Raw genomic sequence first — 23,217 nt, 5'->3', positions numbered from 1 at the left:
CGGAGCAATCATGACCACGCCCAGCGAAAAAGTTGTCGAAGCTCTCCGGGCCTCGCTCAAGGAGACCGAGCGTCTGCGGCGGCACAACCGCGAACTCGCCGCCGCGGCCTCGGAACCCGTCGCCGTCGTCGCGATGAGCTGCCGCTACCCCGGAGGCGTCACCTCGCCCGAGGACCTGTGGGACCTCGTCGCCTCCGGCGCCGACGCCGTCTCCGGCTTCCCCACCGACCGCGGCTGGGACCTCGGCGCCCTCCAGGACGCCGGGGTCGACGCCCGCGGCCACTCCGTCAGCCGGCAGGGCGGCTTCCTCGACTCCGTCGCCGACTTCGACGCCGCCTTCTTCGGCGTCTCCCCGCGCGAGGCCGTCTCCATGGACCCGCAGCAGCGGCTCCTGCTGGAAACCTCCTGGGAGGCCGTCGAACGCGCCGGCATCGACCCCCGCAGTCTGCGCGGCAGCCGCACCGGCGTCTTCGTCGGCACCAACGGCCAGGACTACGCCTACCTCCTGGTCCGCTCCCTGTCCGACGCCACCGGCGACATAGGCACCGGCATCGCCGCCAGCGCCACCTCCGGCCGCCTCTCCTACAGCCTCGGCCTAGAGGGCCCCGCCGTCACCGTCGACACCGCCTGCTCCTCGTCCCTCGTCGCCCTGCACGCCGCAGCCCACGCCCTGCGCGCCGGGGAGTGCACCCTCGCCCTCGCCGGCGGCGTCAACGTCATGTCCGCGCCCGGTTCCCTCATCGAGTTCTCCCGGGCCGGCGGACTCGCCTCCGACGGCCGCTGCAAGGCCTTCTCCGACACCGCCGACGGCACCGGCTGGTCCGAGGGCGTCGGCCTGCTCCTGCTCGAACGCCTCTCCGACGCCCGCCGCAACGGACACCCCGTCCTCGCCGTCATCCGCGGCTCCGCCGTCAACCAGGACGGCGCCTCCAACGGCTTCACCGCCCCCAACGGCCCCTCCCAGCAACGCGTCATCCACCAGGCCCTCGGCACCGCAGGACTCACCCCCGCCGAGGTCGACGCCGTCGAGGCGCACGGCACCGGCACCCCCCTGGGCGACCCCATCGAGGCGCAGGCCCTCCTCGCCACCTACGGCCAGGAACGCCCCGCCGACCAGCCGCTCCTGCTCGGCTCCATCAAGTCGAACATCGGTCACGCCCAGGCCGCCGCCGGTGTCGCCGGCGTCATCAAGATGGTCATGGCGATGCGCCACGGCACCCTCCCGCCGACCCTGCACGCCGACCCGCCCTCCCGGCACGTCGACTGGTCCTCCGGCGCCGTCCGCCTGCTCACCGAGCCCACCACCTGGCCGGAGACCGGACGACCCCGCCGCGCCGGCGTCTCCTCCTTCGGCATCAGCGGCACCAACGCCCACGTCGTCCTGGAACAGGCCGAGCCCACCATGCCCGAGCCCGCCCCGCAGCCCAAGACCGTCCCCACGGTCGTGCCCTGGCCCGTCTCCGCCCGCACCGACGGCGCCCTCGACGAGCAGATCACCCGCGTCACCGCCCGCACCGGCGCCGACGGCCTCGACATCGGTTACTCCCTGGCCACCGGACGCTCCCTCTTCGAACACCGAGCCGTCCTCCTGTCCGGCCTCGACGGCGTCCCCACCGAAGTCGCCCGCGGCCGGGCCACCGAACGCCCACTCGCCGTCCTCTTCTCCGGCCAGGGCTCCCAGCGCGCCGGCATGGGCCGGGAACTGCACGCCCGCTTCCCGGTGTTCGCCGCCGCCTTCGACGAGACGTGCGCCCTGCTCGACCCGCACCTCGAGCGCCCCCTGCGCGACATCGTCTTCGCCGGGCGCCGCACCCCCGAGGCCGACCTCCTCGACACCACCGGCTGGACCCAGCCCGCCCTCTTCGCCCTCGAAGTGGCCCTGTACCGGCTCGTCGAATCCTGGGGCGTCGTCCCGGAGTTCGTCGGCGGCCACTCCGTCGGCGAGATCGCCGCCGCCCACGTCGCCGGAATCCTCTCCCTGGCCGACGCCTGCGCCCTGGTCGCCGCCCGCGCCCGCCTGATGAGCCAACTCCCCACGGGCGGCGCCATGGTGGCCGTCCAGGCCACCGAGGCCGAGACCGCCCCCCGGCTCACCGCCGGGATCTCCCTCGCCGCCGTCAACGGCCCCGACTCCGTGGTCCTGTCCGGCGACGCCACCGAAGTCCTCGCCCTCGCCGCCGCGTTCGCCGCCGAGGGCCGCAAGACCCAGCGCCTCTCGGTCAGTCACGCCTTCCACTCGCCGCTCATGGAACCGATGCTCGCCGAGTTCCGCCGCGTCGCCGAGAACCTGACCTACCACGAACCGCTGATCCCCGTCGTCTCCAACGTCACCGGCGCCCTCGCCGACGACCACCTCCTGACCACCCCCGACTACTGGGTGGACCACGTCCGCGCCACCGTCCGCTTCGCCGACGGGATCCGCGCCCTCACCGAAGCGGGCGCCGACGCCTTCCTCGAACTCGGCCCCGACGGCGTACTCACCGCCCTCGCCCAGCAGAGCGTCACCACGGACACCGCCGTCGCCGTCGCCGCGCTCCGCAAGGACCGCGCCGAGGAACGCGCCCTGCTCACCGCCCTGGCCCGGCTGCACGTCGCCGGCGTCGATGTCGACTGGACCGTCTGCTTCGACGGTACCGGCGCCCGGCGCACCGACCTGCCGACCTACGCCTGGCAGCACAAGCGGTACTGGCCCACCCTGATGGCCGCCGCCGGGGACGTGAGCGCCGCCGGACTCGTCTCCGCCGAGCACCCCCTGCTCGGCGCCGCCGTCTCCCTGGCCGGCACCGACGGCGTCCTGTTCACCGGACGCCTCTCCGCCCAGACCCACCCGTGGCTGATGGACCACACCGTCGGCGGCATGGCCGCCTTCCCCGCCACCGGGTTCCTGGAGCTGGCCGTCCGCTCAGGCGACCAGGTCGGCTGCGACCGCGTCGAGGAACTCACCCTCTCCAAGCCGCTCATCCTCGACCGGGACTCCGCCGCCGTCGTCCAGGTCGCCATCGGTGCCCCCGACGACAGCGGGGCCCGCCCCGTCACCGTCTACTCCCAGGCCGTGGACGACCCCGAGCAGCGCTGGACCGAGCACGCCACCGGCCTGCTCACCACCGGCGAACGCACCGCCGCCTTCGACGCCTCCGTCTGGCCGCCGCGCGGCGCCGTCGCCGCCGACCTGGAGGGATTCTACGAACGCACCGAGTACGGCCCGGTCTTCCAAGGACTGCGCGCCGTGTGGACCCGCGACGACGAGGCGTTCGTCGAGGTCGCCCTGCCGCCCCAGGCCGACGACGCCGCCTCGTACGGCATGCACCCCGCCCTGCTCGACGCGGCCGTGCAGTCCGTCGGCTTCGCCGGGCTCGGCGACGGCAAGAAGCTCGTCCCGTTCTCCTGGTCCGGGGTGTCCCTGCACGCGGGCGGCGCCGCCGTCGTCCGCGTCCGCGTCGCCCGTATCGGCGAGGACTGCGTCTCCATCGCCGCCGTCGACGTTGAGGGCGAGCCGGTGCTCTCCGCCGAGTCCCTGGTCCTGCGGGCCCCCTCCGCCCTCCGGGCGCCCGCCCTGCACCAGCGCGAACAGGAAGGCCTGCTCAGGCTGGAGTGGGTCGCCGCCCCCGACAGCGGCACCGCACCGGTCCACGCGGTCACCGCAGGCGGCACCGCGCCCTGGCCCGCCTCCGTGGCCGACCTCGCCGCTGCCGCCGCGGTGGACCCGGCCGCCGACCTGGTCCTGGTCCCGCTGGCGACCCCGGACGGCGACACGCCCGCCGCCGTCCACGACCTCACCGCGCGCACCCTCCGGCTGGTACGGGAGTGGCTCGACCTCGACAGCTCCGCCGGCCGCCTCGTGTTCGTCACCCGAGGCGCCGTCGCCACCGGCACCGACGAGGCGGCGCCCGACCTCGCCGCTGCCGCCGCGCACGGTCTGGTCCGCAGCGCCGAGGCCGAGAACCCCGGCCGGTTCGCCCTGCTCGACCTGGACGCCGCAACCGAGGTTCCCTCCCGCGAGATCCTGTCCCGGCTGCCCGCGCTCCTCGCCGCAGGCGACACCCAGTTCACCGTGCGCGACGACAGCCTTCTGGTGGCGCGCCTGGCCCGGCTCACCAGCGGTGCGGGCCTGCTGCCCGTACCCGGCCTGCCCTGGCGCCTGGACTCCACCGCGCCCGGCAGCATCGACGCACTCGCCCTCGTCCCCGCACCGGAGGCGCTGGAGGAGCCGCAGGGCCGGCAGGTCCGTATCGAGGTCGGCGCCGCCGGTCTGAACTTCCGTGACGTGCTCAACGCGCTCGGCATGTATCCCGGCGAGGCCGGACTGCTCGGCTCGGAGGCGGCGGGTGTCGTGACCGCCGTCGGTCCGGAGGCCACCGCCTTCGCCGTGGGCGACCGTGTGATGGGCATGGTCCCCGGCGGCCTCGCCGACACCGTGCTCGTCGACGAGCGCTACCTCGTCACCGTCCCCCAGGACTGGAGCACCGAGGACGCGGCGTCGGTGCCGCTGGTGTTCCTGACCGCGCTGTACGCCTTCCGTGATCTGGCCGGTCTGTCGGCGGGGGAGCGGGTGCTGATCCACGCGGGTGCGGGTGGTGTGGGTATGGCGGCCGTTCAGTTGGCGCGGTATCTGGGTGCCGAGGTGTTCGCGACGGCGGGTGAGGGCAAGTGGGAGGCGTTGCGGGGTCTTGGTCTGGACGACGATCACATTGCGTCGTCGCGTGATCTGGGGTTCGAGGAGAAGTTCCGTTCGGTCACGGGCGGGCGCGGGATGGATGTGGTGCTGAACGCGCTCGCGGGTGAGTTCGTGGACGCGTCGTTGCGGATCACGGCTCCGGGTGGCCGGTTCCTGGAGATGGGCAAGACCGACATCCGTGACCCGCGCTCGACGGGCGATGTCCACTACCGCGCCTTCGACCTCGGCGAAGCCGCACCCGAGCGCATCCAGTCCCTTCTCCGTGAACTCCTGGCGCTGTTCGCGGAGGGTGTGCTGCGGCCGTTGCCGGTGCGTGTCTGGGATGTGCGTCGTGCGCGTGAGGCGTTCCGGTTCATGAGCCGGGCGTTGCATGTGGGGAAGATTGTGTTGCGGTTGCCGGTGCGGTGGTCGGGTTCGGGCACGGTGTTGGTGACGGGTGGTACGGGTGGTCTGGGTCGTGAGGTGGCTCGTCATCTGGTGGCGGTGCGTGGTGTGCGGCGGTTGTTGTTGGTGTCGCGTCGGGGTGCTGGGGCGGAGGGTGTGGGTGAGTTTGTCGGGGAGTTGGAGGGGTTGGGTGCTGATGTGGTGGTGCGGGCTTGTGATGTGACGGTGCGTGCGGAGGTGGCGGGTCTGCTGGCGTCGGTGCCGGTGGAGGCTCCGTTGACGGCGGTGGTGCATGCGGCGGGTGTGGTGGATGACGGTGTGGTGACGTTGTTGACGGGGGAGCGTCTGGCGTCGGTGTTGCGTCCGAAGGTGGATGCGGCGTGGTATTTGCATGAGTTGACGCGGGATCTGGGTCTGGCCGCGTTTGTGATGTTCTCGTCGGTGTCCGGGGTGATGGGCAGTGCGGGGCAGGCGAACTACGCGGCGGCGAACGTGTTCATGGATGCGCTCGCGCAACGGCGTGCGGCCGAGGGGCTCGTGGGCCAGTCGCTCGCGTGGGGCGCGTGGGAGCAGAGCGGGGGCATGACCGCCGCCCTCACCGAAGCCGACATGAAGCGCATCGCCGCCTCCGGCGCGACCCCCCTCACCGTTCAGCAGGGTCTCACCCTCTTCGACCTCGCCACCGGCTCCGACGAACCCCTCGTCGTGCCCATCGGCTCCGCCACCGGCGACCCCCGCGTCCTCGGCGTCGTACCGCCGCTGCTGCGCAACCTCGTACGCGGCACCCGGCGCGCCGCCGCGACCGCGATCGGCGGCGCGAGCACCGCCGCCGAACTCACCCGGCACCTGCTCGCCCTACCCGCGGAGGACCGGGTCCGGCACGTCGTCGAACTCGTCCGCACCGAGGCCGCCGCCGTCCTCGGCCACTCCTCGGCCAAGGCCGTCGAGACCGGCCGCGAGTTCCGCGAACTCGGCTTCGACTCACTGACCGCCGTCGAACTGCGCAACCGCCTGACCACGGTCACCGGCCTCCGCCTGACCGCCACCCTCGTCTTCGACTACCCGACCCCGCAGGGCCTCGCCGAGCACCTGGTGGCCGAACTCCTCGACGAGCACGGCGACCTGGGCCTGCCCGTCGTGGCCGCCGACGTCGCCGACGACCCGGTGGTCATCGTCGGCATGGCCTGCCGGATGCCCGGCGGCGTCGACACCCCGGACGCCCTGTGGCGGATGCTCGCCGACGGCGAGGACCGCATCACCGGCTTCCCGACCGACCGCGGCTGGGACCTCGACGCCCTCTTCGGCGGCGGGCAGGACAACCGCGGCGTCAGCGCCACCCGCCGGGGCGGCTTCCTGCACGATGTCGGCGGTTTCGACGCGGGCTTCTTCGGGATCTCCCCGCGCGAGGCCCTGGCGATGGACCCGCAGCAGCGGTTGCTCCTGGAGACCTCCTGGGAGGCGTTCGAACGCGCCGGCATCGACCCCACCGGGCTGCGCGGCAGCGCCACCGGCGTGTTCGTAGGCACCACCGGTCAGGACTACGCCAACCTCGTCATGACCTCCCGCGAGGATGTCGAGGGACACGCGAGTACGGGCCTGGCCACCAGTGTCATCTCCGGCCGGGTCTCCTACAGCCTCGGCCTTGAGGGCCCGGCCCTCACTGTCGACACCGCCTGTTCCTCCTCGCTGGTCGCCCTGCACCTCGCCGCCCAGTCCCTACGCAGCGGGGAAAGCTCCCTCGCCCTCGCGGGCGGGGTGACCGTGCTGTCGACCCCGATGAACTTCTCCGGCTTCACCCGGCAGGGCGGCCTCGCGGGCGACGGACTGTGCAAGGCCTTCGCGGACGCCGCCGACGGCACCGGCTGGTCCGAGGGCGTGGGCATGCTCGTCCTTGAGCGGCTGTCCGACGCCCGCCGCAACGGCCACGAGATCCTCGCCGTCGTCCGAGGCTCGGCCATCAACCAGGACGGCGCCTCCAACGGCCTCACCGCGCCCAACGGCCCCTCCCAGCAGCGGGTGATCCGGCAGGCCCTCGCGGGTGCCGGTCTGTCCACCGCCGACGTGGACGCCGTCGAGGCGCACGGCACCGGCACGACCCTCGGCGACCCGATCGAGGCGCAGGCCCTCCTCGCCACCTACGGCCGCGACCGCGACCCGGAGCGACCGCTGTGGCTCGGCTCCATCAAGTCCAACATCGGCCACACCCAGGCCGCCGCCGGAGTCGCGGGCGTCATCAAGATGGTGCTCGCCCTGCGCCACGGCGTCCTGCCCAGGTCCCTCCACATCGACCAGCCGTCCACGCACGTCGACTGGGCGGCCGGAGCGGTCCGCCTCCTCACCGAGGAGACCGCCTGGCCCGAGACCGGGCGCCCCTGGCGGGCCGGTGTCTCCTCGTTCGGCCTCAGCGGCACCAACGCGCACGTCATCCTGGAACAGCCCGAACCGGCCGCCGAGGACGACACGACCGAGCGGGAACCGGCGGAGCCGGCGATCACCCCGTCCGTCGTGCCGTGGCCGGTCTCCGCCCGCACCGAAGAAGCACTCCCGGGCCAGCTCGAACGCGTCACTTCCCTGGACGCCTCGGCGCTGGATGTGGGTTTCTCGTTGGTGTCGGGTCGTGCGGTGTTCGAGCATCGTGCGGTGTTGCTGGCCGGTGGTGGGGGCGGGCCGGTGGAGGTGGCTCGGGGGCGTGCGGGGGAGCGCTCGACCGCGGTGCTGTTCTCGGGTCAGGGTTCGCAGCGGGTGGGGATGGGCCGTGAACTGTACGGCCGTTTCCCGGTGTTCGCGGAGGCATTGGATGCCGTCCTTGCGCGGTTCGAGCCGGCCCTGCGTGAGGTGTTGTTCGAGGACGGGGAGTCGGGGCGTCTGGATGCCACCGGGTTCACGCAGCCCGCGTTGTTCGCGGTGGAGGTGGCGCTTTATCGTCTTGTCGAGTCGTGGGGTGTGACGCCGGAGTTCGTGGCGGGTCACTCGATCGGTGAGGTTGCTGCCGCGCATGTGGCCGGGGTGTTCTCGCTGGAGGACGCGTGCGCGCTGGTGGCTGCCCGTGCCCGGTTGATGCAGGAACTTCCTGCCGGTGGTGCGATGGTGGCGGTGCAGGCGACGGAGGCTGAGGTTGCCGGGCGTCTGACGGAAGGGTTGTCGCTGGCCGCCGTGAACGGGCCGGAGTCGGTGGTGGTCGCCGGTGGGGAGAGTGAAGTTGACGCTCTCGCTGCCGAGTTCGTCGCTGAGGGGCGTAAGGCCCGGCGTCTTTCCGTCAGTCATGCCTTCCATTCGGCGCTGATGGAGCCGATGCTGGACGACTTCCGGCGGGTTGCCGAGGGGCTGGCCTACGCCGAGCCGCGTGTCCCGGTGGTCTCCAACGTGACCGGATCGGTGGCGGAACCAGGCCTGTTGACGAGCCCGGAGTACTGGGTGCGGCATGTGCGGGAGACCGTGCGTTTCGCCGATGGAGTGGCTGCCCTGGCCGCCGCGGGTGCGAACGCCTTCCTGGAGGTCGGGCCCGGCGGTGTGCTGGCCGCCCTCGCCCAGCAAGTCCTGGATCCGGCCGAGGCGGTGGTCGTCCCGGCGTTGCGCAGGGGCCGGGACGAGGAGACGGCCCTGCTGACCGGGCTCGCCCAACTCCATGTCGCCGGAGTCGGTGTCGACTGGGCCGCCGGATTCGAAGGCACCGGCGCCCGACGCCTCGAACTGCCCACCTACGCTTTCCACCACGAGCGGTACTGGCCGCGCCCCGCCACCCACACCGGGGATGTCACCGGGGCCGGACTCCGGCCGGCCGAGCATCCGCTGCTCGGCGCCGCGACCGCGCTCGCCGCCTCCGAGGGGGTGCTGTTCACCGGCCGCCTCTCCCTCACCACGCACCCGTGGCTCGCCGACCACACCGTGGGCGGCGGCATGGTGCTCTTCCCCGCGACCGGCTTCCTGGAGCTGGCAGTCCGCGCCGCCGACGAGGTGGGCTGCGACCGGGTCGAGGAGTTCACCCTCGCGACCCCGCTGCTGCTGCCCGAGGGCGCCGCCGTAGTCGTCCAGGTGTGGGTCGGATCGCCCGACGAGAACGGCTCGCGCACGGTCAGCCTGTACTCCAGGCCGGCCGACGCGCCGGACGAGGCCTGGACCGAGCACGCCTCCGGCACCCTGACCATGGGCGCCGTCGCCCTCCCCCTCGACACCTCGGCCTGGCCCCCCAAGGGCGCCGTCGCCGTGGACCTTGAGGACTTCTACGACCGCACCGAGTACGGCCCCGTCTTCCGCACCATCCGCGCCGTGTGGAAGCGCGGCGACGAGGCCTTCGTGGAGGCGGCGCTGCCGTCCCAGGCCGACGACGCCGCGTACTACGGCATGCACCCCGCGCTGCTCGACGCCGCCGTCCAGTCGGTCGGCTTCGCGGGCCTGGACGACGAGCACAAGCTGCTGCCCTTCCTGTGGGCCGGCGTGTCGCTGCACGCGGGGGGCGCCTCCATGGTGCGCTTCCGCGTCGCCCGCACCGGCGACGACTCGGTGTCCATCGCCGCCGTAGACGTCGAGGGCGCCCCGGTGCTCTCCGCCGAGTCGCTGGTACTGCGGGTCCCCGCCGGAGTGCAGGCTCCCACCGCCCGCCGTACCGAGCTGGACTCGCTGCTGCGCCTGGAGTGGACCGCCGCCCCCGAGACGGGCGACGCGCCCGCCGTCCGGCACGCCACCGCCGGCCCCCTGGGCGCGGACGGTGCCGTCGCAACCCTCGCCGGACTGACCGGCGAGGAGGACGTGGTGCTGGTCCCGGTACCCGCCCTCGCCGACGGCGCCGACGTGCCCGCCGCCACCCATGAGAGGGCCGCGCAGGCCCTCGCCCTGACGCAGGAGTGGCTGGCCGACGAGCGATTCGCCGACGCCCGGCTGCTGTTCGTCACCCGAGGTGCGCTCGCCGCCCGCCCCGGCGAGCGGGTCGACGACCTGCCGGCCGCCGCGGTCTGGGGTCTCGTCCGCGCCGCCCAGTCGGAGAACCCGACCCGGTTCGCCCTGCTCGACCTGGAAGACACCGCCGTCGCCGCCGACATCCTGCCCCGGCTCGCCGGTCCGATCGCGGACGGCGACGCCCAGTTCGTCGTCCGCGACGGCGCGGTCCTGGTCGGCCGACTCGACCGGGCCGTGAGCGGACCGTCCCTGCTGCCGCCCGCCGACGGCCCCTGGCGCCTGGACTCCACCGCCCGCGGCAGCCTGGACGCACTCACCCTGCGCCCCTGCCCCGAGGAACTGGAGGAGCCGCAGGCCCGGCAGGTCCGTATCGAGGTCCGTGCCGCCGGTCTGAACTTCCGTGACGTGCTCAACGCGCTCGGCATGTACCCCGGCGAGGCCGGACTGCTCGGCGCCGAGGCGGCGGGCGTTGTCACCGCCGTCGGTCCGGAGGTCACGGGGCTCGCCGTGGGCGACCGTGTGATGGGCATGGTCCCCGGCGGCCTCGCCACCGACGTTCTGATCGACGAACGCTTCCTGGCCCGCGTCCCCGACGGCTGGAGCGACGAGGACGCGGCCTCCGTACCGCTGGTCTTCCTCACCGCCTACTACGGCCTCACCGAACTCGCCGGTCTGTCGGCGGGGGAGCGGGTGCTGATCCATGCCGGTGCGGGTGGTGTGGGTATGGCGGCCGCTCAGTTGGCGCGGTATCTGGGTGCCGAGGTGTTCGCGACGGCGGGTGAGGGCAAGTGGGAGGCGTTGCGGGGTCTTGGTCTGGACGACGATCACATTGCGTCGTCGCGTGATCTGGGGTTCGAGGAGAAGTTCCGTTCGGTCACGGGCGGGCGTGGTGTGGATGTGGTGCTGAACGCGCTCGCGGGTGAGTTCGTGGACGCGTCGTTGCGGATCACGGCTCCGGGTGGCCGGTTCCTGGAGATGGGCAAGACCGACATCCGTGACCCGCGCTCGACGGGCGATGTCCACTACCGCGCCTTCGACCTCGGCGAGGCGGGGCCCGACCGGACGGCGGAGATGCTGGCCGAACTCCTGGTGCTGTTCGCGGAGGGTGTGCTGCGGCCGTTGCCGGTGCGTGTCTGGGATGTGCGTCGTGCGCGTGAGGCGTTCCGGTTCATGAGCCGGGCGTTGCATGTGGGGAAGATTGTGTTGCGGTTGCCGGTGCGGTGGTCGGGTTCGGGCACGGTGTTGGTGACGGGTGGTACGGGTGGTCTGGGTCGTGAGGTGGCTCGTCATCTGGTGGCGGTGCGTGGTGTGCGGCGGTTGTTGTTGGTGTCGCGTCGGGGTGCTGGGGCGGAGGGTGTGGGTGAGTTTGTCGGGGAGTTGGAGGGGTTGGGTGCTGATGTGGTGGTGCGGGCTTGTGATGTGACGGTGCGTGCGGAGGTGGCGGGTCTGCTGGCGTCGGTGCCGGTGGAGGCTCCGTTGACGGCGGTGGTGCATGCGGCGGGTGTGGTGGATGACGGTGTGGTGACGTCGTTGACGGGGGAGCGTCTGGCGTCGGTGTTGCGTCCGAAGGTGGATGCGGCGTGGTATTTGCATGAGTTGACGCGGGATCTGGGTCTGGCCGCGTTTGTGATGTTCTCGTCGGTGTCCGGGGTGATGGGCAGTGCGGGGCAGGCGAACTACGCGGCGGCGAACGTGTTCATGGATGCGCTCGCGCAACGGCGTGCGGCCGAGGGGCTCGTGGGCCAGTCGCTCGCGTGGGGCGCGTGGGAGCAGAGCGGGGGCATGACCGCCGCCCTCACCGAAGCCGGCATGCGCCGTATGGCGGCCTCCGCAGCCCCGCCGCTCACCGTCGAGCAGGGCCTCGCCCTGTGGGACGCCGCCACGGTCTCCGACGAGCCGTACCTCGTGCCCATCGGAGCCTCCGGCAACACCCGGATGCCCGGCGTCGTCCCGCCGCTGCTGCGCAACCTCGTACGCGGCACCCGGCGCGCCGCCGCGACCGCCGTCGGTGGCGCGAGCACCGCCGCCGAACTCACCCGCCGCCTCCTCGACCTGCGCGAGGAAGAGCGCGGACGCTTCGCCGTCAACCTGATCCGCACCGAGGCCGCCTCGGTCCTCGGCCACTCCTCGGCCAAGGCCATCGACGCCGAACGCGACTTCCACGACCTGGGCTTCGACTCCCTGACCGCCGTCGAACTCCGCAACCGCCTCACCGCGGCCACCGGCCTGCGGCTCCCGGCCACCCTGGTCTTCGACTACCCGACCCCCACCGTCCTCGCCGACCACCTGGTCGCCGCCCTGCTCGACGAGCGGCGCGCCACCGGCGACGCCACCCCCACGACCGTCACCCCGGCGCTCGCCGACGACCCGGTCGTCATCGTCGGCATGGCCTGCCGGATGCCCGGCGGCGTCAGCTCCCCCGAGGAGCTGTGGCAACTCGTCCTGGACGGCGGCGAGGGCATCTCCGCCTTCCCGACCGACCGCGGCTGGGACCTGGACACCCTCCAGCGAGGCGGCGAGGGCGGTCACGGCCGCAGCGCCACCACCGAGGGCGGCTTCCTCTACGATGTCGCCGACTTCGACGCCGGGTTCTTCGGGATCTCCCCGCGCGAGGCCCTGGCGATGGACCCGCAGCAGCGGTTGCTCCTGGAGACCTCCTGGGAGGCGTTCGAGCGCGCCGGCATCGACCCCGCGACCATGCGGGGCAGCCGTACCGGGGTGTTCGTCGGGACCAGCGGCCAGGACTACACCACACTCGTCATGAACTCCCGCGAGGACGCCGAGGGCCACGCCCCCACCGGCCTCGCCACGAGCGTCATCTCGGGCCGGCTCTCCTACACCTTCGGACTTGAGGGCCCCGCGGTCACCATCGACACCGCCTGCTCCTCCTCGCTGGTCGCCCTGCACTGGGCGGCGCACGCGCTGCGCTCGGGCGAGGCCGACCTGGCGCTCGCCGGCGGTGTCACGGTGATGTCCACCGCCATGGGCTACGCCGGCTTCACCCGGCAGGGCGGGCTGGCCTCCGACGGGCGCTGCAAGGCCTTCGCGGACTCCGCCGACGGCACCGGCTGGTCCGAGGGCGTGGGCATGCTCGTCGTCGAGCGGCTCTCCGACGCCCGCCGCCACGGTCACCCCGTCCTTGCGGTACTGCGCGGCTCGGCAGTCAACCAGGACGGCGCCTCCAACGGGCTCACCGCGCCCAACGGTCCGTCCCAGCAGCGGGTGATCCGGCAGGCCCTCGCGGGCGCCGGTCTGTCCACCGCCGATGTGGACGCCGTCGAGGCGCACGGCACCGGTACGACCCTCGGCGACCCGATCGAGGCGCAGGCCCTCCTCGCCACCTACGGCCAGGACCGGGACCCGGAGCGGCCGTTGCTGCTGGGCTCCATCAAGTCCAACATCGGTCACGCGCAGGCCGCCGCCGGAGTCGCCGGTGTCATCAAGACCGTCATGGCCCTTCGGCACGGGGTCCTGCCCAGGTCCCTCCACATCGACCGGCCGTCCACGCACGTCGACTGGGCCGAGGGCGACGTACGCCTCCTGACGGAGACCACGGACTGGCCCGAGACCGGGCGCCCGCGCCGCGCCGCCGTGTCGTCCTTCGGCATCAGCGGCACCAACGCCCACACCATCATCGAGCAGGCCCCCGAGACCTCGGCCGAGCAGGTGCCCGAGCCGAAGGCCGCCCCGTCCGTGGTGCCGTGGCCGGTCTCCGCGAAGTCTCCGGAGGCGCTGGGCGCGCAGCTCGCCCGTGTCGCCTCCGTGGATGCCTCGGCGCTGGATGTGGGTTTCTCGTTGGTGTCGGGTCGTGCGGTGTTCGAGCATCGTGCGGTGTTGCTGGCCGGTGGTGGGGGCGGGCCGGTGGAGGTGGCTCGGGGGCGTGCGGGGGAGCGCTCGACTGCGGTGCTGTTCTCGGGTCAGGGTTCGCAGCGGGTGGGGATGGGCCGTGAACTGTACGGCCGTTTCCCGGTGTTCGCGGAGGCCTTGGATGCCGTCCTTGCGCGGTTCGAGCCGGTCCTGCGTGAGGTGTTGTTCGAGGACGGGGAGTCGGGGCGTCTGGATGCCACCGGGTTTACGCAGCCTGCGTTGTTCGCGGTGGAGGTGGCTCTTTATCGTCTTGTCGAGTCGTGGGGTGTGACGGCGGAGTTCGTGGCGGGTCACTCGATCGGTGAGATCGCCGCCGCGCATGTGGCGGGGGTGTTCTCGCTGGAGGATGCGTGTGCGCTGGTGGCTGCCCGTGCCCGGTTGATGCAGGAACTTCCTGCTGGTGGTGCGATGGTGGCGGTGCAGGCGACGGAGGCTGAGGTTGCCGGGCGTCTGACGGAGGGGCTGTCGCTGGCCGCCGTGAACGGTCCGGACTCTGTGGTGGTCGCCGGTGCCGAGAGCGAAGTCGACGCCTTCGCAGATGAGTTGGCGTCCGAGGGGCGTAAGGCCCGGCGTCTTTCCGTCAGTCACGCCTTCCATTCGGCGCTGATGGAGCCGATGCTGGACGACTTCCGGCGGGTTGCCGAGGGGCTGGCCTACGCCGAGCCGCGCATCCCAATTGTCTCGAACGTGACCGGATCGCTTGCCGAGCCGGGCTTGTTGACGGACCCGGAGTACTGGGTGCGGCATGTGCGGGAGACCGTGCGTTTCGCCGATGGAGTGGCTGCCCTGGCCGCCGCGGGTGCGAACGCGTTCCTGGAGATCGGGCCCGGCGGTGTGCTGGCCGCCCTCGCCCAGCAAGTCCTGGACCCGGCCGAGGCGGTCGTCGTCCCCGCTCTCCGCAAGGGCCGGGACGAGGAGACGGCCCTGCTGAGCGGGCTCGCCCAACTCCATGTCGCCGGAGTCGGTGTCGACTGGGCCGCCGGATTCGAAGGCACCGGCGCCCGACGCGTCGAACTGCCCACCTACGCCTTCCAGCGGTCCCGTTACTGGCCCGACACCCGGCGTCCTGCCGGTCGTGGCGGTGGGACCGACCCGCTCGACACGGCCTTCTGGAGCGCGGTCGAGGGCGAGGACGTGACCAGTCTCGCCGCCGATCTGTCCGTGGACACCGAGGCGTTGGGCGCCGTACTGCCCGCGCTCTCCAACTGGCGGCGCAGGCGGCTCGACCAGGCGATGGTCGACTCCAACCGGCATCACGAGACATGGAAGCCGCTCGCCCTGCCCGCGGGCGCCCCCACCCCGTCCGGCACCTGGCTTGCCGTACTGCCCGCCGAGCACGCCCACGACCCGTGGCCGTCTTCCGTGCTCGACGCCCTCGGCACCGATGTCGTACGCCTCACCGTGGACTCCGTCCGCCGGGACGACCTCGCCGCCCGGTTGCGGGCCCTCGCCGACGGCGGCGCCGTGCTCGCCGGGGTGGTGTCGCTGCTGGCGCTCGCCGACTCCCCGGAGTCCGCCGGCGTGTCGTCCGCGACGCTCTTCCAAGCGCTGCTGGACGCCGGGGTGAACGCCCCGCTGTGGTGTGTGACCCGAGGTGCCGTCGCCGTGGCGGGCACCGAGGCGGTCACCGCGCCCGCGCAGGCCGCGGTCTGGGGCATCGGCCGGGTCGCCGCCTTGGAACACCCCGACGCCTGGGGCGGCCTCGTCGACCTGCCCGCCGAACTGGACGAGCGGGCCGCACGCCGGTTCGCCGCCGTCCTCGCCGGACACAACGGGGAGGACCAGACCGCCGTACGCTCCTCCGCCGCCTTCGGCCGCCGTCTGACGGCCGCCCCCGAGGCGGCACCGGACGCGGGCTGGCAGCCGCGCGGTACCGTCCTCGTCACCGGCGGCACCGGCGGCCGGGGCGCCCATGTGGCGCGCTGGCTGGCCGGAGCGGGCGCCGAGCACCTGGTGCTGCTCGGCCGCCGCGGGCCCGACGCCCCCGGCGCCGACGACCTGCGCGCCGAACTGGAGGACCTCGGCGCCCGGGTCACCCTGGTCGCCTGCGACGCGGCGGACCGGGAGGCCCTGGCCGCCGTCCTCGACGCGGTACCGGCCGACGCACCGCTCTCCGCGGTGGTGCACGCCGCCGCGGTCGTCGACGACGGGGTACTGGACGACCTCACGCCCGAGCGGTTCGCCGCCCTCCACCACGCCCGCACGGTGCCCGCCGTCCACCTCGACGCACTGACCCGCGGCCTGGACCTGGACGCGTTCGTCCTGTGCTCCTCCGTCGCCGGCACCGTCGGCACCGCGGGCCGCGCCAACCTGGCCGCCGCCACCGCGGTGCTGGACGCGCTGGCCCGGGGCCGCCACGCCGACGGGCTGCCCGGCGTCTCGATCGCCTGGGGCGCCTGGACCGGCGACGACGGCGGCGGCGCCGGCACGGGTACCGGCCCGCGCCCCACCGGCGTCGCCCACCCCGCCGTCCACCCCGACCTGGCTCTTGCCGCGCTCCGGCAGGCGGTCACCCGGCCCGAACCCGCGCCCGTCCTGTTCGACCCCCGCCAGCCGCACATACTGGACGGTCTGATCGGCCTGCGCGGCAACGCCCTGCTGCGCGACCTGCCGGAGGCCCGGCAGGCACTCGCCGACGCCGAGGACACCCTCGACCGGACCCGCAGCGCCGCGTCGGGGCTCACCGGACGGCTGCGCGCGCTCCCCGCCGACGAGCGGATCGCGCTGGTGACCGACCTCGTGCGCACCCACGCGGCGGCCGTCCTCGGCCACCCCGGGCCGGAGGCGGTGGCGCCCGACCGTGCCTTCCGCGATCTGGGCTTCGACTCGCTCACCGCGATCGAACTGCCCAACCGGCTCGCCGTCGCCACCGGCCTGCGCATGCCGGCCACCACGGTGTACGACTACCCGACCGCGCAGGCCCTCGCCGCGCACATCGTCACCGCGCTGCTGGGCGAGCAGGACAGCCACGGCCCCGGCCCGGCCGCCGTCGCCGCCCTGGCCGAGGATCCGGTCGTCATCGTCGGCATGGCCTGCCGGCTGCCCGGCGGGGTGCGCTCCCCGCAGGACCTGTGGACGATGCTCAGCGAGGGCCGCGACGGGATCGAGGCCTTCCCCGAGGACCGCGGCTGGGACCTCGCCACCCTGATGTCCGGCGGCGCCGACGGCCGTGGCCGCAGCGCCACTTTGCGCGGCGGGTTCGTGCCCGGCGCCGCCGAGTTCGACGCCGCGTTCTTCGGGATCTCTCCGCGCGAGGCCCTCGCCATGGACCCGCAGCAGCGGCTTCTGCTGGAGACCACCTGGGAGGCGTTCGAACGCTCCGGCATCGACCCCGACGGGCTGCGCGGCAGCCGCACCGGCGTCTTCGTCGGCACCAACGGCCAGGACTACTCCACCCTCGTCATGAACTCCCGCGAGGACCTGGAGGGGCACGCCGGGACCGGGCTCGCCGCCAGCGTCGTCTCCGGCCGCCTCGCCTACACGTTCGGCCTTGAGGGCCCCGCGGTCACCGTCGACACGGCCTGCTCGTCGTCCCTGGTCGCCCTGCACTGGGCGATGCAGGCACTGCGCGCCGGGGAGTGCGACCTCGCCGTCGCGGGCGGCGTCACCATGATGAGCACCCCGTCGGCCTTCTCCGGTTTCACCCTGCAGAACGGCCTGGCCACCGACGGCCGGTGCAAGGCGTACGCGGACGCCGCCGACGGCACCGGCTGGTCCGAGGGCGTGGGTCTGATCGTCGTCGAACGCCTCTCCGACGCCCGCCGCAACGGGCACGAGATCCTCGCCGTGGTCCGAGGCTCCGCCGTCAACCAGGACGGCGCGAGCAACGGCCTCACCGCGCCCAACGGCCCCTCCCAGCAGCGGGTGATCCGGCAGGCCCTCGCCGGCGCCGGACTCACCCCCGCCGACGTGGACGCCGTCGAGGGCCACGGCACCGGCACTCCGCTCGGCGACCCCATCGAGGCCCAGGCGCTCCTGGCCACCTACGGCCGGGAGCGGCCCGCCGACCGGCCGCTGCTGCTCGGCTCCATCAAGTCGAACATCGGCCACACCCAGGCCGCCGCCGGTGTCGCCGGCATCATCAAGACCGTCATGGCGATGCGCCACGGCGTCCTGCCGCGCACCCTGCACGTGGACCGGCCGAGCACTCACGTCGACTGGGAGACGGGTGCCGTCCGGCTCCTCACCGAAGAGACCGCCTGGCCCGAGACCGGACGCCCCTGGCGCGCGGGCATCTCCTCCTTCGGCATCAGCGGCACCAACGCCCACACCATCATCGAGCAGGCCCCGGAGGTCCCCGCCGAGCCGGAGCCGGCCGCCCGGCCGAAGGCCACCCCGTCCGTCGTGCCCTGGCCGGTCTCCGCCAAGTCGGAACAGGCCCTCGACGCACAGGCCGCCCAGGTGGTCGCGCTCACCGGCGCCGACCCGCTCGACGTAGGCCACTCCCTGGCCACCGGCCGGGCCCGCTTCGACCACCGCGCCGTGCTCCTGGCCGGACCCGGCGCCGCCCCGGCCGAGGTGGCGCGCGGTCGCGCCGCCCACCGCTCCCTGGCGGTGCTGTTCTCCGGGCAGGGCAGCCAGCGCGCCGGAATGGGCCGCGAACTGTACGGCCGCTTCCCGGTGTTCGCCGACGCCCTGGACGCCGTACTCGCGCGCCTCGAACCGGCCCTGCGGGACGTGCTCTTCGAGGACGGCGACACGCGGCGGCTCGACGCCACCGGGTTCACCCAGCCCGCCCTGTTCGCGGTCGAGGTCGCCCTGTACCGGCTCGTCGAGTCCTGGGGAGTGCGGCCCGACCAGGTGGCGGGACACTCCGTCGGGGAGATCGCCGCCGCGCATGTCGCCGGGGTGTTCTCCCTGGACGACGCCTGCGCCCTGGTCGCCGCCCGCGCCCGCCTCATGCAGGAACTCCCGTCCGGCGGCGCCATGGTGTCCGTCCAGGCCACCGAGGACGAGATCACCGCGCGCCTCACCGAGGGCGTCGCCCTCGCCGCCGTCAACGGACCCCGGTCCGTCGTCCTCGCCGGCGCCGAGACCGAAGTACTCGCCCTGGCCGACGAGTTCGCCGCCGAAGGCCGCAAGACCCAGCGCCTCTCGGTCAGTCACGCCTTCCACTCGGCGCTGATGGAACCCATGCTGGACGACTTCCGCACGGTCGCCGCGGGCCTGGCCTACACCGAGCCCCGTATCCCGGTCGTCTCCAACGTCACCGGATCGGTCGCCGGTCCCGGCGAGCTGACGGACCCCGAGTACTGGGTACGGCACGTGCGGGGCACCGTCCGCTTCGCCGCCGGGGTCACCGCCCTGGCCGACGCCGGGGCCAACGCCTTCCTGGAGATCGGACCCGGCGGTGTCCTCACCGCGCTCGCCCAGCAGACCCTCGACGCCGAAGGCCGGGACGAGGCCGTCGTCCTGCCCGCCCTGCGCAAGGACCGCGACGAGGAGACGGCCCTGCTCACCGCGCTCGCCGCACTCCACGTCAACGGCGTCCGCGTGGACTGGACCGCCTGGTTCGCCGGCACCGGCGCCCGCCGCGTCGACCTGCCCACCTACGTCTTCCAGCGCGAGCGGTACTGGCCGCGCCCCGCCGCCCTCACCGGCGACATCAGCACGGCCGGACTGATCTCCGCCGACCACCCGCTGCTCGGCGCCGCCGTCCCGCTGGCCGACTCCGAGGGCGCCCTGTTCACCAGCCAGATCTCCCTCCAGGTCCACCCCTGGCTGCTGGACCACAAGGTGGGCGGCACCGTCATCATGCCGGGCACCGGCTACCTGGAGATGGCCGTGCGCGCCGCGGACCAGGTCGGCTGCGGCCGCGTCGAGGAACTCGTCCTCACCGCGCCGATGGTCCTCGACGAACGCACCCCCACCTCGGTCCAGGTCGCCATCGGCGCCCCCGACGAACACGGCACCCGCACCATCACCTTCTGGTCCCGGCCCTCCGACGCCGTGGACGGCCCCTGGGCACGCAACGCCGACGGCCTCATCGCCGAGGAGGAGCACACCAGCACCTTCGACACCCCGCAGTGGCCGCCGGCGGACGCCGTCTCCGTCGACTTCGACGGCGACTACAGCCGCACCGAGTACGGCCCCTCCTTCCAAGGACTGCGCCAGGTGTGGGTGCGCGGCGAGGAGGCGTTCGCCGAGGTCGCCCTCCCCGAGGACATCGCGGGCGACGCCCAGTACTTCGGGCTGCACCCCGCCCTCCTGGACGCCGTCCAGCACGCCAACGGCTACCTCGGCGTCGGCAGCGAGGACAACCCGCTGCTGCCGTTCACCTGGAACGGCGTGTCCCTGCACGCCGCCGGCGCCACCACCCTGCGGGCCCGGATCGTGCGGCTCGGCGACGAGTCGGTCCGGCTCACCGCCGTCGACGCCGAGGGCGCCCCCGTCCTCTCCGCCGAGTCCCTCGTCCTGCGCGCCCCGAGCGTGCCCCGCCCCGCCGCCCCGACCGGCGGTCAGGAACCGGTGTTCCGCCTCGACTGGACCGCGGCACCCGAGGTCAAGCCCGTCGAGGGCCTGACCCTCGCCGCCCTCGGGGAGGACGTGTTCGGCACCGGCCGCGCCCTGACCGGCCTCACCGAACTCGCCGACCCCGCCGCCGACCTGCCCGACTTCGTCTGCGTCCCGCTCACCGGGGCGTACGGCACGGCCGACGGCGATCCATACGGCCCCGGAGCCGACGTACCGGGCGCGGTCCACGCCCTGACCACCCACACCCTTGACCTCGTCCAGCGATGGCTGGCCGCGGACCGGCTCGACCGCACCCGCCTGGTGTTCGTCACCCGCGGCGCGGTCGCCGCCACCGACACCGAGACCGTCCACGACCTCGCCGCCGGCGCCGCCTGGGGCCTGGTGCGCTCCGCGCAGTCGGAGAACCCCGACCGGTTCGTCCTGCTCGACCTGGACGCCCCGGCCGGCGACGACCGTGCCACCGACGACCGGACCGCCGGTGACACCCTGCGGGCCCTGCTGCCCGGCCTGCCCGCCCTGCTCGCCACCGGCGACGCCCAGTTCGCGGTCCGCCAGGGCACCCCGCTGGTCGGCCGCCTCGAACGGCTCGCCACCGCGCCCGGCCTCGCCGCGCCGGCCGGCGCGCCCTGGCGCCTGGACACCACAGGCAAGGGCAGCCTCGACAACCTCGTCCTCGCCCCCTGCCCCGAAGTCCTCCAGCCGCTCGCCCCCGACCAGGTACGCATCGACGTCGACGCCGCCGGCCTCAACTTCCGCGACGTGCTCAACGCCCTCGGCATGTACCCCGGCGAGTCCGGGCCGATGGGCACCGAGGCCGCCGGTGTGATCACCGCGGTCGGCGAGGCCGTCACCGGACTCGCGGTCGGCGACCGCGTCCTCGGCACCGTCCCCGGCGGCTTCGGACCCGTCGTCGTCGCCGACCAGCACTACGTCGCCCGCGTCCCCGACGGCTGGACCCAGCAGGACGCGGCGTCGGTGCCGCTGGTGTTCCTGACCGCGCTGTACGCCTTCCGTGATCTGGCCGGTCTGTCGGCGGGGGAGCGGGTGCTGATCCACGCGGGTGCGGGTGGTGTGGGTATGGCGGCCGTTCAGTTGGCGCGGTATCTGGGTGCCGAGGTGTTCGCGACGGCGAGTGAGGGCAAGTGGGAGGCGTTGCGGGGTCTTGGTCTGGACGACGATCACATTGCGTCGTCGCGTGATCTGGGGTTCGAGGAGAAGTTCCGTTCGGTCACGGGCGGGCGTGGGATGGATGTGGTGCTGAACGCGCTCGCGGGTGAGTTCGTGGACGCGTCGTTGCGGATCACGGCGTCGGGTGGCCGGTTCCTGGAGATGGGCAAGACCGACATCCGTGACCCGCGCTCGACGGGCGATGTCCACTACCGCGCCTTCGACCTCGGCGAAGCCGGACCCGAGCGGAACCGGGCCCTGCTCGGCGAACTCCTCGAACTGTTCGCCGACGGCGCCCTCAAGCCCCTCCCGGTGCGCACCTGGGACGTCCGCCGGGCCCGAGAGGCGTTCCGGTACATGAGCCAGGCCAAGCACATCGGCAAGATCGTGCTGACCATGCCGCCCCGCTGGAACCCCGACGGCACCGTCCTCATCACCGGCGGCACCGGCGCCCTCGGCGGACACCTCGCCCGCCGCTTCGCCGCCGCCGGCATGCGCCACCTGCTCCTCACCAGCAGGCGCGGCCCGGACGCCCCCGGCGCCACCGAACTCGCCGCCGAACTGCGGGAACTGGGCGCCGAGGTCACCCTCGCCGCCTGCGACACCGCCGACCGCGACGCCACCGCCGCCCTCATCGGCGCCGTACCGGCCGAGCACCCGCTCACCGCCGTCGTCCACACCGCCGGTGTCCTCGACGACGGCGTGATCGCCTCGCTCAGCCCCGAACGGCTCGCCGCCGTACTGCGGCCCAAGGTCGACGCCGCCTGGCACCTGCACGAACTGACCCGCGACCTCGACCTCGCCGCCTTCCTGCCCTTCTCCTCCATCGCGGGAGTCATGGGCAGCCCCGGCCAGGGCAACTACGCCGCCGCCAACTCGTTCCTGGACGCCCTCACCCGGCACCGCCGCGAACTCGGCCTCGCCGGCACCTCGCTGGCCTGGGGCCCCTGGGCCCACGACGGCGGCATGACCAGCACCCTCTCCGACACGGACATGCGCCGCATGCAGTCCGGCGGCCTGCCGCCGCTCGCCGTCGAACAAGGCCTGGAACTCTTCGACATCGCCCGCGGCTCCGACGAGACCTTCCTCGTCCTGGTCGGCCTCGCCCCCGGCGCGATGCGCGGCGCCGCCCCCGAGGACCTGCCGCCGCTGTTCCGCTCCATGGTCCGCGGCGGCCGCCGCACCGCCGCCGCAACCGACGCGGCCGGCGCCTCCGCCGCACTCGGCGCCAAGCTCGCCGAACTCGACGCCGCCGAACGCACCCGGCACGTCACCGACCTGGTCCGCGAACAGGCCGCCCGAGTACTCGGCCACGCCTCCCCGAAGTCCGTCGACATCACCCGAGAGTTCCGCGAACTGGGCTTCGACTCCCTGACCGCCCTCGAACTGCGCAACCACCTGTCCACCGCGACCGGCCTGCGCCTCCCGGCCACCCTGGTCTTCGACTATCCGACCCCCACAGCGCTCGCCGAACACTTCGTCTCCGAACTGGTCGGCGACGACGACACCCCGCAGGGACCGTCGCTCCTCGCCGAACTCGACCGGCTGGAAGCCCTCCTCGCCACCGGCGCCCCCGATGAGATCACCCGGGCAGGCCTCGCCCTCCGCCTCGGCCAGATGCTCGACACGGTGCGCGGCACCACCCCCGAAACGACCGGCACCGCCGTCGACGAAGGCTTCGAGTCGGCCAGCACCGACGACATCTTCGCCTTCATCGACAACGAGCTGGGCCGCAACGGCGACCACTGAGACGAGCT

Annotated in this window: 1 protein-coding gene; it reads left to right on the top strand. The window is 73.5% G+C overall.

Features of this window, described 5'->3' with window-relative positions:
* Positions 1–10 precede the first annotated feature (10 nt).
* Entirely contained in the window at positions 11–23,209 is a 23,199-nt protein-coding gene (locus tag AC4IHM_RS03420; RefSeq protein ID WP_490865594.1) for a type I polyketide synthase, read from the top strand.
* Positions 23,210–23,217 lie beyond the last annotated feature (8 nt).

The sequence above is a fragment of the Streptomyces sp. SL06 genome (assembly GCF_058244745.1).
Note: the sequence above shows the minus strand (reverse complement) of the source record. Positions and strands in the feature narration are given on the sequence as shown.

Excerpts from the sequence above, each read along its gene's own strand:
- AC4IHM_RS03420 (WP_490865594.1), top strand. The coding sequence starts at position 11 with ATGACCACGCCCAGCGAAAAAGTTGTCGAAGCTCTCCGGGCCTCGCTC.